Origin of the sequence: uncultured Kocuria sp. (genome assembly GCF_947500125.1) — a bacterium.
GTDB lineage: Bacteria > Actinomycetota > Actinomycetes > Actinomycetales > Micrococcaceae > Kocuria.
The window spans coordinates 26,379-40,171 of sequence record NZ_CANMRA010000004.1; the positions used below are offsets into that span (position 1 = coordinate 26,379).

The 13,793-nt window shown below is 72.9% G+C and carries 15 protein-coding genes; 7 read left to right on the forward strand and 8 right to left on the reverse strand.

Annotated features, from left to right (window positions below; translation table 11 throughout):
* Window positions 1-8: 8 nt before the first annotated feature.
* The 5 genes from Q0817_RS03715 to Q0817_RS03735 form a co-directional block, all read right to left on the reverse strand.
* Window positions 9-197: a CsbD family protein gene (locus Q0817_RS03715; protein WP_298584545.1), complete on the reverse strand. Its 189-nt coding sequence runs from the start codon at window positions 195-197 to the stop codon at window positions 9-11.
* Between the two features lie 126 nt (window positions 198-323).
* Window positions 324-827 (reverse strand): hypothetical protein, encoded by a 504-nt coding sequence (locus tag Q0817_RS03720; protein WP_298584548.1) that lies wholly within the window; start codon window positions 825-827, stop codon window positions 324-326.
* A 45-nt stretch (window positions 828-872) separates the two neighbouring features.
* Window positions 873-1,925, reverse strand: a complete 1,053-nt coding sequence (locus Q0817_RS03725; protein WP_298584550.1) for a zinc-dependent alcohol dehydrogenase family protein — start codon at window positions 1,923-1,925, stop codon at window positions 873-875.
* Window positions 1,926-2,008: 83 nt separating this feature from the next.
* Window positions 2,009-2,965 (reverse strand): hypothetical protein, encoded by a 957-nt coding sequence (locus tag Q0817_RS03730; RefSeq protein ID WP_298584552.1) that lies wholly within the window; start codon window positions 2,963-2,965, stop codon window positions 2,009-2,011.
* A gap of 177 nt (window positions 2,966-3,142) precedes the next feature.
* Window positions 3,143-3,748 (reverse strand): PadR family transcriptional regulator, encoded by a 606-nt coding sequence (locus Q0817_RS03735; RefSeq protein WP_298584554.1) that lies wholly within the window; start codon window positions 3,746-3,748, stop codon window positions 3,143-3,145.
* A 176-nt stretch (window positions 3,749-3,924) separates the two neighbouring features.
* Here Q0817_RS03735 and Q0817_RS03740 point away from each other — a divergent pair, with 176 nt between their 5' ends.
* The 3 genes from Q0817_RS03740 to Q0817_RS03750 are packed head-to-tail and all read left to right on the forward strand — an operon-like array spanning window position 3,925 to window position 7,423.
* Entirely contained in the window at window positions 3,925-5,040 is a 1,116-nt protein-coding gene (locus Q0817_RS03740) for an aromatic ring-hydroxylating dioxygenase subunit alpha (protein ID WP_298584556.1), read from the forward strand.
* Window positions 5,041-5,049: 9 nt separating this feature from the next.
* Window positions 5,050-6,054: a PDR/VanB family oxidoreductase gene (locus Q0817_RS03745; protein WP_298584558.1), complete on the forward strand. Its 1,005-nt coding sequence runs from the start codon at window positions 5,050-5,052 to the stop codon at window positions 6,052-6,054.
* Window positions 6,055-6,097: 43 nt separating this feature from the next.
* Window positions 6,098-7,423 carry an MFS transporter gene (locus Q0817_RS03750; RefSeq protein ID WP_298584560.1) on the forward strand — a complete coding sequence of 442 codons (1,326 nt, stop codon included), beginning with the start codon at window positions 6,098-6,100 and terminating at the stop codon, window positions 7,421-7,423.
* A gap of 179 nt (window positions 7,424-7,602) precedes the next feature.
* Here Q0817_RS03750 and Q0817_RS03755 read toward each other — a convergent pair whose 3' ends face one another.
* Both Q0817_RS03755 and Q0817_RS03760 read right to left on the reverse strand, forming a co-directional pair.
* On the reverse strand, window positions 7,603-8,556 hold the full coding sequence (locus Q0817_RS03755) for a hypothetical protein (protein ID WP_298584562.1): 954 nt from the start codon (window positions 8,554-8,556) through the stop codon (window positions 7,603-7,605).
* Between the two features lie 7 nt (window positions 8,557-8,563).
* Entirely contained in the window at window positions 8,564-9,061 is a 498-nt protein-coding gene (locus Q0817_RS03760) for a DUF427 domain-containing protein (protein ID WP_298584563.1), read from the reverse strand.
* A gap of 129 nt (window positions 9,062-9,190) precedes the next feature.
* Between Q0817_RS03760 and Q0817_RS03765 the strand changes: the two genes are divergently transcribed.
* The 3 genes from Q0817_RS03765 to Q0817_RS03775 all read left to right on the forward strand — a co-directional run bounded on the left by Q0817_RS03765 (window position 9,191) and on the right by Q0817_RS03775 (window position 12,138).
* Entirely contained in the window at window positions 9,191-10,246 is a 1,056-nt protein-coding gene (locus Q0817_RS03765) for a YeeE/YedE family protein (RefSeq protein WP_298584564.1), read from the forward strand.
* Window positions 10,247-10,281: 35 nt separating this feature from the next.
* Entirely contained in the window at window positions 10,282-10,509 is a 228-nt protein-coding gene (locus Q0817_RS03770) for a sulfurtransferase TusA family protein (protein ID WP_298584565.1), read from the forward strand.
* A gap of 195 nt (window positions 10,510-10,704) precedes the next feature.
* Window positions 10,705-12,138: an aminobutyraldehyde dehydrogenase gene (locus Q0817_RS03775; RefSeq protein ID WP_298584567.1), complete on the forward strand. Its 1,434-nt coding sequence runs from the start codon at window positions 10,705-10,707 to the stop codon at window positions 12,136-12,138.
* Between the two features lie 54 nt (window positions 12,139-12,192).
* Here Q0817_RS03775 and Q0817_RS03780 read toward each other — a convergent pair whose 3' ends face one another.
* Window positions 12,193-12,894: a TetR/AcrR family transcriptional regulator gene (locus Q0817_RS03780; protein ID WP_298584568.1), complete on the reverse strand. Its 702-nt coding sequence runs from the start codon at window positions 12,892-12,894 to the stop codon at window positions 12,193-12,195.
* A gap of 143 nt (window positions 12,895-13,037) precedes the next feature.
* Between Q0817_RS03780 and Q0817_RS03785 the strand changes: the two genes are divergently transcribed.
* Window positions 13,038-13,763, forward strand: a complete 726-nt coding sequence (locus Q0817_RS03785; protein ID WP_298584572.1) for a hypothetical protein — start codon at window positions 13,038-13,040, stop codon at window positions 13,761-13,763.
* Window positions 13,764-13,793: the final 30 nt, after the last annotated feature.

Here is a 13,793-nt window from a genome sequence, read left to right on the forward strand (position 1 = left end):
CCGTGCTGCTACATTCCGTCCTTGAAGTTCTTGCCCGCGTCCTTGACGTTCTCGCCGGCCTGCTTGGCGCTGCCGGACATCTTGTCCGCCTGGCCCTCGGCCTGGAGGTCGCGGTTGTCGGTGGCGTCGCCGACCTTTTCCTTAGCGGTGCCGCCCGCCTTCTCCGCGGCGTTGCTGATCTTGTCTCCGAGTCCCATGGGCTCTCCCTCCGGTCGGTGAACAGGTGCTACCAGACTAGACCTGTCAGCATGCTGAGGGAATAGCAGGGGCGCTGGGGGGTGGTGGTTCCCCCCAGGGCGAACAGCGCGGCGAACAGCGCGCGCTCAGCGCTCCGGGACGTCGAGCCCGGCCCGGACCAGGCGTTCCCGCAGCCAGTCCGGGATCCGGCGGTCCATCCGCCGGTAGTGACCGAGGTGCCGCCGCCAGTCCTCCGCGGCGACCGGGTGCGGGGCGTGCGCCGGGAGGGCGGGGTCGTCGTCGTAGTTGAGCACCAGCTCCACGCCGGGGCGCTGCCAGCGCCGCTCGGCCACGGTGACGATCAGCGTGGCGGACAGCCACGACCCGTCGACGAGATCGACGTAGTCGTCCTGGAGCGCCCGGGCCAGCCGCCGCGGGGCGTTGCGCAGGCCCCCGGCGTCCACGGGGCGGCGGACCGTGTGGTCGCCGCGGACCTCCCGCACCTGCAGGCGCAGGTCCCGGCCCACGCTCAGGACGTCCAGCACGAGCGCGTCCCAGCCCGGCTCGGCCCCGTGGGCGCGGACGAGCCACCGGGCGAGCCGGTCGATGGTCTTCCGCTGCCGGGGGTTCTGGAGTCTGTCGGTCCGCACGGCCACACGCTAGCAAGCGTCTGGCCGCGGCCGGGCCGCGGCTGCTCAGTCGGCCGTGATGACCACCTTCACCGCCTGGTGCTGCGCGGCGTTGCCGAACAGCTCGTAGGCCTCCTCCATCTGGGACATGGTGAAGCGGTGGGTGGCCATCGCCTTCGCGTCCAGCCGGCCGGAGCGGACCATGTTCAGCAGGTTGCCCACGGTGCGGCAGTCCACGAGTCCCATGTTGATGCGGACGTTGGAGATCCACATCCGGTCCAGGGGCAGCTCCACCGGCTTGCCGTGCACGCCGGCGTTGGCCACGGTGCCGTAGGGCCGGACCACGTCCAGGCAGGTCCGGAAGGTCTCGGGCACGCCCACGGCCTCGATGGCCACGTCCACGCCGAGGCCGTCCGGGGACAGGGCCTTGATCCGCTCGACGGCGTCCGGGTCCCCGGCGTTGACCTTGTCCGTGGCCCCGAGCTCGAGCGCCTTGTCCATCCGGTTCTCGTCGAGGTCAACGGTGATGACCCGTCCGGCGCCGCAGAGGTTGGCCGTCATGACCGCGCCCAGGCCCACCGGCCCCGCGCCCACGATCGCGACCGTGTCGCCGGGCTTCGTGTTGCCGTTGAGGATCCCGATCTCGAATCCCGTGGGCAGGGCGTCGGTCAGGAACAGCACGTCCTCGTCGTCGAGTCCCTCGGGGACCTTGTGCACGGAGGTCTCCGCGAACGGCACGCGCACGTACTCGGCCTGCGTCCCGTCGATGAGGTGCCCGAACACCCAGCCGACCCCGCCCAGGGTCTGGCAGTGGGAGGGCTGGTTGTTCCTGCAGTAGGAGCACTTCCCGCAGTTGGTGACGGCCGGGATGATGATCCGGTCGCCGGGCTGGAGCCCGGTCACGGCGTCCCCGACCTCGGTGATCGTGCCCACCGCCTCGTGGCCGAGGATCCGGCCGTCCGTGACGGCCGGGACGTCCCCCTTGAGGATGTGCAGGTCGGTGCCGCAGATGGTGGTCGTGTCGACCTTCGCGATGACGTCGGTGGGGTCCTGGAGGGTCGGGTCCGGGGCGTCCTCCCACGCCTTGCTGCCCGGTCCGTGGTAGACGAGTGCCTTCATGGGGTCCTCCTCGGTCGGCGGTCCGGCGGGCTGCCGAGCCGCTCCTGCTCATCGTAGGCAGGGAGGCACCGCCGGCCGAGGGGTTACTGGTAAGAGACGAACCAGGGCTGCGGCTCGATTGCGGACGTCTCCTCGGGCGTGAAGGTCGGGGTGTCCTCGTCGTAGAAGTTCTTCCACGCCATCCGGATCCCCTCCGGCAGGCCCTGCTGCAGCCGCTCCCACGTCCCCCTCTTCAGCTCGGGGGTGCCGTGGCCGTCGGCGTGCAGGACGAGCGCGAGCTCCGGGCGGGAGGCGTCCACGAGGTGGCGGTTCGTGATCATCGACTCCGCGAACTGGTGCAGGACCACCACCTTCTGCGGCAGGTCGTTCTCCCGGGTCAGCTCGGCGAGCCACGCCGTGGTCGCGTTGATCTCGGCCGCGTCCACCGAACCGATCTGCACCATGTGCACCTGGCCCGGGGCCAGGCGCCACTCCGGGTCCAGGGCCAGGCCCACGTTGGGCAGTTCGAGCAGCTCCTGGTACTGCTGCGCCTGGCTCAGGAAGTCCTGCCGGCCGGGCTGGAGGTCCAGCACCACGTAGACGTCCTGCTCCGCCGCGGCCTCCACGTAGGGACGCAGCTCCTCGACCGGGAGCTCCTCGGAGTAGTCCCCGTCCTCGCCGGGCCCCGCGGACGCCGTGGTCGCGATGATCTCGAACGCGGGCACCACCGGCACCTCGCTGAAGGGCTCGTACTGGGTGGCGAGCTCCTTCGCCCGGACGGCCGACTCCTCGGGGCCCTGCTCGCCGAGCACGCCCAGGGCCGGCGTCCCGGGGCGGCCGTAGAGGGCCACCATCCGCCGGTCGGGGAACACCTCGGTGCCCCCGCCGATCAGCTCCGCGGGCTCCTCGGGCGTGGGGGTCGGTGACGGGGCGGCCGACGACGATGCGCTCGCCGCCGGTGTCGCCGCCGCGCCCGGGTCGGCGCCCTGGGCGCAGCCGGTCAGGAGGAGCGCGGCGCACAGGGCCGGGACGAGAGGGAGGGGCAGCGACGAGCGGGTCATGGTCTGTCCTGGGGCCGGAGGCAGGGGGGTCCGGCCAGCCTACGCACCGGCCGGTGCGCCGGGCGGGAGCGGCGCCGGACGCGGCGCGGGGCGCGTCACGGAGCGACCCGGACGCCCCCGGCACACCCGGGCGCACCCCGGGCACGTCCCGGGTGCGCCGGGGTCGTCCGCCGGGCGTCAGGGGGTGCCGGGCTCGCCGAGCTCGCCCAGTTCCTCTAGCAGCCGCAGGCCGCGCTCCGCCCAGGCGATCTCCTGCTCGGCGCGGGCCACCTGACCCTCGTAGGCGAAGACCTTGAACCGGGTGATCCGCTCCCACTGGTCCTCAGGGTTGGCCGCCAGCCGGCGTGCCAGCGTGGGGCTCGTGCGGTCCTGGAGCGCCCTGATCTGCTGGAGGGCCTGCGCGCGCTGGTCCCGGTAGTGCTCGATGTGGGCCCGCAGCTGCGCGGCCGCGGCCCCGGGGGACGCCCACTCGAAATAGGCGGCCCGGAGGTGGGCGGGGTCCCGCTCCCGGACGTAGCCGAACGGCTGGTCCTGCCACTGCCGCAGGGCGCGCTCGCCCTCGGGCGTGATCGAGTACTCCGTCTTGGTGGCCCCGCGCGAGCCCCACGGGACGGGCCGGCTCGCGAGCAGCCCCTCCGCGTGCATCTTGCGCAGCTCCGGGTAGATCTGCGAGTCCGGGGCGTGCCAGACGTGGCCCACGGAGGTGCTGAACTGCTTGACCACGTCGTAGCCCGTCAGCGGCCCCGAAGAGAGCAGTGCCAGCAGGGCCGAGCGGAGGCTCACGGGCGGTTCCTTCCGTCGAAGCAGGGCGTCGTCCTGCTGAGCCTAGCCGGGAGGAGCGCCCCGTGACCCTTGTCACTCACTATGGACATAGGTATTGTGTGTGCTGCGCCACCAACTAACTATCAAGATAGTGAGTGGCCGTGCTCGCCCCGGACCGCCCAGCAGAGGACCGCGCCATGACCGTCGCCGCCACGAAGACCACCTCCACCGCCAAGCTCCTGTCCCACCCGCTCGACGCCTGGTACGTGGCCGGGTGGGACCACGAGATCACCGCCAAGGGCATCCTGTCCCGCACCGTGGCGGGCCGCCCGCTGGCCCTGTACCGCACCGAGGACGGGCGCCCCGTGGCGCTGGCGGACGCCTGCTGGCACCGGCTCGCCCCGCTGTCCCAGGGGAAGCTGGTGGGCCGCGACGAAATCCAGTGCCCGTACCACGGGCTGCGCTACAACGCCGCGGGGCGGTGCACCTCGATGCCCGCCCAGGAGACGCTGAACCCCTCCGCCACGGTGCCCTCCTACCCGGTGCTCGAGCGCCACCGCTACGTGTGGGTCTGGCTCGGCGACCCCACGCGGGCGGACCCCGCCCTGCTGCCCGACATGCACCAGATGGACAGCCCCGAGTGGGCCGGCGACGGCGAGACCATCCACGCCCCCTGCAACTACCAGCTCGTCCTGGACAACCTCATGGACCTCACCCACGAGGAGTTCGTGCACTCCTCCAGCATCGGCCAGGAGGAGCTGTCCGAGTCGGAGTTCGAGACCACCCACGACGAGAACTCCGTGACCGTGACCCGCTGGATGCGCAACATCGACGCCCCGCCCTTCTGGCTCAAGAACATGCGGGACCGGTTCCCCGGCTTCGAGGGCAAGGTGGACCGCTGGCAGATCATCCACTACATCTTCCCCTCCACCATCTGCATCGACGTCGGCGTCGCCGAGGCCGGCACCGGGGCACCGGAGGGGGACCGCTCCCGCGGGGTCAACGGCTACGTGATGAACACGATCACCCCGGAGACGGACCGCTCCTGCCACTACTTCTGGGCCTTCATGCGCAACTACCGCCTGGAGAGCCAGCTCATCACCACCCAACTGCGCAACGGCGTGCACGGGGTCTTCGGCGAGGACGAGGCCATGCTGCAGGCCCAGCAGGCGGCCATCGACGCCAACCCCGAGCACGAGTTCTACAACCTCAACATCGACATGGGCGGGATGTGGGTGCGCCGGCTCCTCGAGCGGGCGCTCGAGGCGGAGGGCCGCCCCGCCGCCTCCCCGACCGCTCCCGCCGGGGCCTGAGGGGCGACCGTGGCCGATTCCCAGCACGAGATCTGGCAGAACGCCGCCGTCGTCGCCGCCGAGGACGTCGCCGCCGGCATCCGGCGCGTCGTCCTGCGTCCCGAGCAGCCCCGGCCCGTGCGGCCCGGCGAGCACGTGGACGTCCGCGTCCTCGTCCACGGCGAGCCGCAGGTGCGCTCCTACTCGGTGGTCGACGCCGCCGACGACGGCACGCAGCTCGCCCTCAGCGTCTTCCGCACCCCCACCTCCCGCGGCGGGTCCGTGTTCATGCACGGACTCGAGCCCGGGCAGGTCCTCGAGATCACCCAGCCGCTGCAGAACTTCCCGCTGCGCGTCGGGGCCCCGTCCTACGTCCTGCTGGCCGGCGGCATCGGCATCACGGCCGTCGCCGGGATGGCCGCCCTGCTGCGCCGGCTCGGAGCGGACTACCGCCTCGTCTACGTCGCGCGCTCCCGCGCCGCGATGGCCTACCTCGACGACCTGGCGGCCCTGCACGGGGACCGGCTCGAGGCGCACGTCGACGACGAGGGCGGCTCGCTCGACGTCCCGGCCCTCGTGGCCGGTGTGCCGGAGAGCGCCGAGCTCTACATGTGCGGCCCGATCCGGCTCATGGACGCGGTGCGCCGCGCCTGGGCCGAGCGGGGGCTCGACCGCACCAGCCTGCGCTACGAGACCTTCGGCAACAGCGGCTGGTTCGACGCCGAGCCGTTCGTGGTCCGCGTGCCGCGGCTGGGCGCCGAGACCGTCGTCGGCTCCGACGAGTCCCTGCTCGAGGCCCTCGAGCGGGAGGGCCTCGACATGATGTCCGACTGCCGCAAGGGCGAGTGCGGGCTCTGCCAGGTCAAGGTCCTCGGTCTGGCCGGGCGGATCGACCACCGCGACGTGTTCTACTCGGACCGGCAGAAGGAGACCGGCACGTCCATGTGCTGCTGCGTCTCGCGGGCGGTCTCCGCCGCGCCGGAGACCGTCCCCGGCGAGCGCCCGGCCGCCGTCCTGACCATCGACGTCCCCTGAGAGGCCTCCCATGGACATCCGACACCAGATCGACGCATCCAGGATGTCGTCGTACCAGTGGCTCATCATCGCGGTGACCACGTTCCTCAACGCCCTCGACGGCTACGACGTCCTCGCCATGGCGTTCACGGCCACGTCCGTTACCGAGGAGTTCGGGCTCTCCGGCTCCCAGCTGGGCTGGCTGCTCAGCGCCGGGCTCATCGGCATGGCCGCGGGCTCCCTCGTGCTGGGGCCCTTCGCGGACCGGTACGGCCGGCGGAAGATCCTCGTCGTGGCCCTCGCCGTCAACGCCCTCGGGCTGTTCCTGTCCACCACGGCCGGGAGCGTGCTCGAGCTCGGGCTGTGGCGGGTCGTCACCGGCCTGGGCGTGGGCGGCATCCTCGCCTCCGCCACGGTGATCACCAGCGAGTACGCCAGCGCCCGCCGCCGCGGCATGGCCGTGAGCATCTTCACCGCGGGCTACGGCGTGGGCGCCACCCTCGGCGGCATGGGCGCGACCCAGCTGATCCCGGCCTTCGGCTGGCGCTCCGTGTTCCTCACCGGAGGCTTGCTCACCCTCGTGGCGATCGCCCTCGTGGTGGCCGTGCTGCCCGAGTCCGTCGACTACCTCCGCACCCGGCGGCCGGCGGGCGCCGTGCAGAAGCTGAACCGCATCGCCCGGCGCATCCGCCTCGACGGCGAGGTGGAGCTCGGCCCCGCCCCGGCCGGCGCGGACGGTCGGCGGAGCAGCGTCGGCATGCTGCTCAGCGGCCGCTACCGCACCGCGACCCTCCTGCTGTGGACCGCCTTCTTCGTCATCATGTTCGGCTTCTACTTCGCCAACTCCTGGACGCCCCGGCTCCTCGTGGAGACCGGGATGACCGAGCAGCAGGGCATCATCGGCGGTCTCATGCTCACGATGGGCGGCACCTTCGGCTCCCTGCTCTACGGGGTGCTGACCACCCGGTGGGACGAGCGGCTGACCCTGATGTCCTTCACCGTGCTCTCCGCGGTGACCCTCGTCCTGTTCATCACCACCACGTCGGTGCCGCTGCTGGCGTTCTCATCCGGCGTGGTGGTCGGCATGCTCATCAACGGCTGCATCGCCGGCCTCTACACAGTGGCGCCCATGACCTACGAGCCCGGGATCCGGACCACCGGCGTGGGCTGGGGCATCGGGGTGGGGCGGGCCGGGGCGATCCTGGCTCCCATCGCGGTCGGCGCGCTGCTGGACACCGGCTGGACCCCCACGCAGCTCTACGTGGGGGTGGCGGTGGTCGTCGCTCTCGCGGCCCTGGCCCTCATCCGGCTGCGCCCCTACGCGGAGGCGGCCGAACCGGCCGCCGAGCGACCGGGGCGGCCGCGCACCCCGTCCTCCTCGACCGGCTGACGCGGAACGGCGCCAAACGTCGCCGGGCCGCGGTCGGGCGCCGCCGCTCCGGCGGCGGCACCCTGGCGACGGCGCCCGGCCGCAGCGTCCCCGCCGGGCGTTCCCGGTTGTTCACGCCGGGCCGATCCCGGGCGGGGACGCCCGCGGTCGGGAGCCGGACGGCGCGCGGCCGGGCGCGCTCACCACCCTGCGAGGTCCGTGCAGTCCTCCTCGTGGGGCAGCAGCGGGCGGAGGAGGACCGACCAGCGCTCGCCGTCCTCGGCCACCCAGGGCGTCAGCGTGTCGGCCGCCCCCGCAGCGTCCAGGACGGCGCGGGCCTGTTCGCCCGTGGCCAGCACGCAGCTGAGCCCCAGGCGCGGCTCGAGCGGTTCCCCGGGCAGCGGCGGTCCCGGCCACGGCACGGGACGGGGCTCCGGGCCGTTCCGCGGATCCCGCCACTCGGTGACCACACCGGCGACCCGCTCCGGGACGTAGGCCTCGTACTCCCCGACGGCGTCCTCCGGCAGCACCGAGGCCGGGTCGCTCAGCTCTTGGACGAGGGCCTGCAGCTCGGCCCGTGCGGCCCGCTGCCCCGGCGTCAGGGTGTCGTCCACGTCCCCGGGCCGGTCCCCGCCCGGCGGACCGGGAGGCGTTTCGGCGCCCAGGGCGTACACCTCCCGCACATAGGTCTCGTCCTGGGTGCGCACGGTGAAGCGCGTCGAGGGCAGATCGGCCACCGGCGGGCTGCCGAGGTCCGTGGACTCGCCGACCCCCGCGCGGAGCGCGCGCTCGATCAGCACGGCAACGGCGTCCTCGTCGACCTGCTGCACCTGCAGAGCGGGCAGGGCCGGGGGCGGGAAGACCGCGATCTGCGGGCCCTGGGTGATGACCCGGCCGTCGGCGTGGACGCTGACCACGGGCAGCCGGGACGCCAGCAGCTCCGGAGTGGTGAAGCCCCCGGTGTGGGCCACCTCGATCACCAGCCCCTCCGCCGGCACCGCCGGGGCCGTCGGCGTGCTCGGGGCCGTCGGTGCCCCCGGGCTCGTCGGTGCCTCCGGGGTCGTGGGGGCCGCCCCGGCGGGATCCCGCTGCGCGCACGCGGTGGTCAGGAGCAGGGCGGTCAGCACGAGCGCGGACCACGGGGCGCGGGGCATCGCGGGCTCACCAGCCCCGGCTGCCGGGGGCGCCTTTGAACGGGCCGGCCACCCGCGAGGTGATCCAGCCCCCGTAGGACCCGCCCTCCTGCGGGCGCACCCGCTCCCCGGCGACGAGGCAGCGGTCCATCAGCGCGGGCATCAGGGCCACGTGCCCGCGCAGGGACTCGAAGCCCGGCGCGGGGGAGGGGTAGGTCCAGGCCGCCCGGGGGACGGTGCGCTCCCCGCCCCGCACGTCGAAGTACGCCGCCGCGCCCTTCCACTCGCACCACGAGCTCCCCTCGCACGGGACGAGGCTGCCGTCGGCGAAGGCCTCGCGGGGAAGGTAGTAGGTGGGCGGGTGGCTGGTCTCGAGCACCCGCAGCGCAGCCGTGGTCGAGGCGATGCGCTCGCCGCCCAGCCACACCTCCACGTGCTCCTGGCTGGGCTCCGTCCGGGGCGGTCTCGGGTAGTCCCACACGGACTCCTGGCCGGGGCCGGGAGCGTCGGGCCGGGGTCGTCTCATCTGCTCGCCCTCCGAAGGCCGGTCCGGGGTCCGGTGCGGGAGCCCGGACGGAGGTGTGTCCTGCACCACAATGCTACGGCGGGTGACAGTGCGCTGGAGCGCCCGCCGCGGGGCGGATAGCGTTCTGCGGTGCTCACTACAGGACTTCTCATCGGTGCCGCCCTCGGATTCGTCCTCCAGCGCGGCCGCTTCTGCGTCACCGGCGCGTTCCGCGACGTCTGGATCGCGAAGAACACGTGGTGGCTGTCCGCCTTCTTCGTGGCCATCGCCGTCCAGGCGGTCGGCATCTGGGTGCTGAACGCCCTCGGTGTCATCACCCTCGAGGCCTCGGCCTTCCCGTGGCTGGCCACGATCGTCGGCGGCTTCGTCTTCGGCTTCGGCATCGTGCTCGCCGGCGGCTGCGCCACCGGAACCTACTACCGCACGTCCGAGGGGCTCGTCGGCTCCTGGTTCGCGCTCATCTTCTACGCCCTGTTCGCGGCCGTCTCCAAGTACGGCCCGCTGGCCGGGACCACCGAGGCCGTGCGGGGCGTCACGGTCGGGACCCAGGGGTCGATCCACGAGACCCTCGGTGTCTCCCCGTGGGTGCTCGTGCTGGTCCTCGTCGGCATCGCCGGCGTGTGGGCCCGCCACCACCTCACCAAGCCGCGGGCGAGGTTCGCGACCCTCCCGCCGGAGAAGACCGGCCTGAACCACCTGCTGTTCGAGAAGGCGTGGAACCCGTTCGCGACCGCGCTGGTCATCGGCGTCATCGCGATCATCGCCTGGCCCGCCAGCTGGGCCACCGGCCGCGAGTCCGGTCTCGGCATCACCACCCCGTCCGCCAACATCGCGAGCTACCTGACCACGGGCGACGTCGAGCTCGTCGACTGGGGCGTGTTCCTGGTCCTCGGCATCCTGATCGGCTCGTTCATCGCCGCCAAGGGCTCGGGCGAGTTCAAGCTCCGCGTCCCCGACGCGCAGACGATCGTGCGCTCCATCGGCGGCGGCGCCCTCATGGGCATCGGCGCGGCGTGGGCCGGGGGCTGCACCATCGGCAACGCCCTGGTCGCCACCGCCGCGTTCGAGTGGCAGGGCTGGGTCAGCTTCGCCGTCATGATCCTCGGCACGGGGGCGGCCGCCAAGATCTTCATCGCCCCCCGCAAGAAGTCCGCCGCCCCGGGCCGCGTCCCGGCCGGCGTCTGATCCGCACCGACCCCCAGCCCCAGGAGGCACCGCTCATGGCACAGCACGTCCTCGAGACCGACGGTCTCGTCTGCCCGTTCCCCGTGGTCGAGGCGAAGGCCGCGATGGCCGAGATGCCCGCCGGCGACGAGCTCGTCATCAACTTCGACTGCACGCAGGGCACCGAGGCCATTCCGCGCTGGGCGGCCGAGAACGGCTACCCGGTGACGGAGTTCAGCAAGCGCGGTGCGGCCGAGTGGTCGATCACCGTGCAGAAGGCCTGACCTCCCGCAGGCCCCACGCAGCGGCGGACCCCCGCGGCCGAGCACCCTCGGCCACGGGGGTCCGTCGTCGTCGACGGCCCCGGTCCGGCGCCGTCCGCCGGGGCCGTGCCGCGGGTCACACCGGACCCTACTAAAATGAACACCGATCATTTAGAGTGGCAGGCACCGCGTTCTCGTCCCCAGAGAGGAACCACCATGAGCGACGTCCTGCAGAACTACGTCGACGGCGCCTTCGTCGAGGCCCACGGCACCGGCCGGATCGACGTCGTCGACCCCACCACCGGCACGACGGTCGCCGTCTCCCCGGTCTCGGACGCCACGGATGTGGACCGGGCCTTCGCCGCCGCCCGGAAGGCGTTCACGGCCTGGAAGCGCACCACCCCGGGCGAGCGCCAGCTCCTGCTGCTCCGGCTCGCGGACGCGCTCGAGGCGCACAGCTCCGAGCTCGTCGACGCCCAGCACCGCAACACCGGCCAGCCGCGGCAGATGATCGCCGACGAGGAGGTCGCCACCGGCGCCGACAACCTCCGCTTCTTCGCCGGCGCCGCCCGGACCCTCGAGGGCAAGGCCGCCGCGGAGTACCTGGGCGGGCACACCTCCTACGTGCGGCGCGAGCCGGTCGGCGTCGTGGCGCAGGTGACGCCCTGGAACTACCCGCTGCTCATGGCGATCTGGAAGCTGGGCCCGGCCCTGGCCGCCGGCAACACCGTGGTCCTCAAGCCCTCGGACACCACCCCGGAGTCCACCCTGGTCCTGGCCCGGCTCGTCGACGGGATCTTCCCCGCCGGCGTGGTCAACGTCCTGCTGGGGGACGGCTCCACGGGTGCCCTGATGACCGGGCACCGGACCCCGGCCATGGTCTCCATCACCGGATCCGTGCGCGCCGGCCGCGCCGTGGCCCTCGCCGCCGCGCAGAACCTCACCCGAGGCCACCTCGAGCTCGGCGGGAAGGCGCCCGCCGTCGTCTTCGCGGACGCCGACCTGCCCGCCGCCGCGAAGGCGCTCGTGGAGTTCGGCACCTTCAACGCCGGCCAGGACTGCACCGCGGTGACGCGCGTCCTCGTCCAGGACAGCGCCCACGACGAGTTCGTGCGCCTGCTCGCCGCGGCCGCCCGGGACATCGTGACGGGCGATGCGGACGAGTCCAAGAACTTCTACGGCCCGCTCAACAACGCCCGCCACTTCGAGGACGTCTGCCGCAAACTCGCCGACCTCCCCGAGCACGCCAGCGTGGTCACCGGCGGGAAGCCGGTGGAGGGCGCCCCCGGCTACTTCTTCGAGCCCACCGTGGTGACCGGCGTGCGCCAGGACGACGCCCTCGTCCAGGAGGAGACCTTCGGTCCCGTGCTCACCGTGCAGCCCTTCGCCACGGAGGAGGAGGCGCTCGAGCTCGCCAACGACGTCGACTACGCCCTGGCCTCGAGCGTGTGGACCACCGACCACGGCACGGCCATGCGGGTCTCCCGCGAGCTCGAGTTCGGGTGCGTGTGGGTCAACACCCACGTCATGCTGATCTCCGAGATGCCGCACGGCGGGTTCAAGAACTCCGGCTACGGCAAGGACCTCTCGCTCTACTCGGTCGAGGAGTACACCCAGGTCAAGCACGTCATGCACGCCCTGGACGCCTGAGCCGGCCACGGCCAGCCGGCCCGCCCCTCGGGTCGCTCGGCCGCCTCCGGCGGCTCAGTCCCGTCCGGCGGCCCGGTCCTGTGCGGCGGCCCGCTCCTGTGCGGTCGCCAGGCGCAGCCGGAAGCCGTCCAGCATGGCGGTGAGGGCCACCTCGAAGGACTCGTCCGCCGCTGCGGCGGCGTCCGCCGGCCGTGCCCGCACGGCGTCGGCGAACACCGGGGCGAGGTCCGAGCGCTCCCCGGGGTCGAAGATGTCGGCGGGCGCCGTGGCGTCGAAGGCGGCGCCGAAGACCAGGGACTCGATCGAGACGATGACGTCCGCGATGCCGGCCCGCTCCCACCCCGCGTCCGCGAGGCCGGAGGCCACGGTCTCGTACATCTGCAGGGTGTGCGGGGAGTCGGCGACAGGCAGCACCGCCATGATCGGGATCATGGCCGTGTGCTGGGCGTAGCAGTCCCGGTAGGACCGAGCCCAGCGCTCGAGGGCCTGGTCCCACGGGAGGTCGCCGAAGGCGGAGCGGTCGATCCCCTGGTTGATCGCGTCCTGGACCCGGATGAGCACATCGCGCTTCGACGGCGTGTGGTTGTACAGGGCCGAGGTGGAGACCTTCAGCTCCCGCGCCAGCTCCGTCATCGTCAGGTGCTGGTAGCCCCGGGTGGCCACGATCTTGATCGCGGCCTTGGTGATCCGATCCTCGGAGAGCACGGGCTTGCTCGGGCGCCCGCGTCTGCGCGGAGTGGTGCCGGCGGGAGCCATGAGCAGATCCTCCTGTGATCGGTACTGCGGGTCCGGGCCGGGCGATCCGGGCCGCGGGGTCGGGCGGTCACCTCCGAGTCTAGGGCGGCGGCCCGGCGACCGGGTCCTTGACCGCCGCCCCGCCGGCTCCTAGCGTGTGCCCGGTGAAGAGCGCCGACATCCACTTCTACTTCGATCCGACGTGCCCCTTCGCGTGGCTGACCAGCTCGTGGGTCCGCACGGTGACGGCCCGCCGGGAGTACCGGGTGGACTGGCGGTTCATCTCCCTGCGCCTGCTCAACGAGCACGTGGACTACGACACGTGGTTCCCGCAGGAGTACGAGGAGTCCCACACGGCGGGCCTGCGCCTGCTGCGCGTGGCCGCGCGGACCCGGGCGGAGCACGGGCGCGACGCGGTCGGGCGGCTGTACGAGGGCCTCGGGGCCCGGATCTTCGACGCCGATCCCGTGCCCGTCGCCGAGGGGCCGGGCCACCGCGGGACCCGTGCCTTCCTCGAGCCGGTGCTCACCGCCACGGGGCTCCCGGCCGAGCTCGCCGACGCCCTCGAGGACCGCTCGTGGGACGCGGTGGTCCGGGCGGAGACGGAGGAGGCCCTGGCGCTCACCGGCCGGGACGTCGGGACCCCCATCATCCACTTCGAGCCGCCGGAGGGCGTGGCCTTCTTCGGTCCCGTCATCAGCCGCCTGCCCGCCGAGGAGGACGCGGTGGAGCTGTGGGACCACGTGGTGGCCCTCGCCCGCTTCCCCGGCTTCGCCGAGCTCAAGCGCAGCCTCCGGGAGCAGCCGCGGCTGCGGGGCCTCGGCGTCGCCCCGGATGGGCCCGGGGTCGAGGAGGACTGGCACGCCGGGAGCCGCCGGACCAAGAAGTAGGCGGTCCCGCCGCCGTGTGAATTCTTTGTC